The organism is Mesorhizobium sp. M0276, from assembly GCF_040321755.1.
Classification (GTDB): domain Bacteria; phylum Pseudomonadota; class Alphaproteobacteria; order Rhizobiales; family Rhizobiaceae; genus Mesorhizobium.
In genome coordinates this window covers 1-524 of sequence record NZ_JAMYSC010000173.1, presented here as the reverse complement: position 1 = coordinate 524, position 524 = coordinate 1, and the positions used below count along the sequence as shown (strand labels likewise).

Annotated in this window: 1 protein-coding gene; it reads left to right on the top strand. The window is 63.7% G+C overall.

The features are described from left to right. Window positions 1-473: N5-glutamine methyltransferase family protein (locus NKJ01_RS36330; RefSeq protein WP_502905968.1), on the top strand; the 473-nt coding region annotated here is incomplete at its 5' end. Window positions 474-524: the final 51 nt, after the last annotated feature.

The window sequence follows — 524 nt, the reverse complement described above, 5'->3', positions numbered from 1 at the left end:
ACGTGACTGACAGCACGGTCGCGCTCGCCCGTAGCAATGCCGAACGCTTGGCCCTTCAGGACCGGGTCACCATCCGGAAAGGGGATCTGTTCGGTGCGCTGGAGGGCGATGGGCTTATCGGCGCGGCGGACATGATTGTCTGCAATCCCCCCTATATCTCGACTGCGCGCCTCGAAGGCGAGAGCGCGCATCTGCTTGAGTGCGAGCCGCGTGAGGCCTTCGACGGGGGGCCTTACGGCATCTCGATCCAACAGCGGCTGATCCGGGACGCAATCGATTTCCTCAAGCCTAGTGGCTGGCTGCTGTTCGAGTTCGGGCAGGGGCAGGACCGCCAGGTGGCTGCCCTGATAGCCAGAGCCAAGGCCTATGAACCCGTGACATTCGCCAAGGATGAGGTCGGAATTCCGCGTGTCGCACTCCTCCGCAAGCTGGAGAACGGGCCCGCGATCTCATCCTCCGCGAGTTTGGCATGAGCCAGATTCGTCCCCTGCAGGCTGCGGATATTCCGGCCGTCGCCGGGCTCT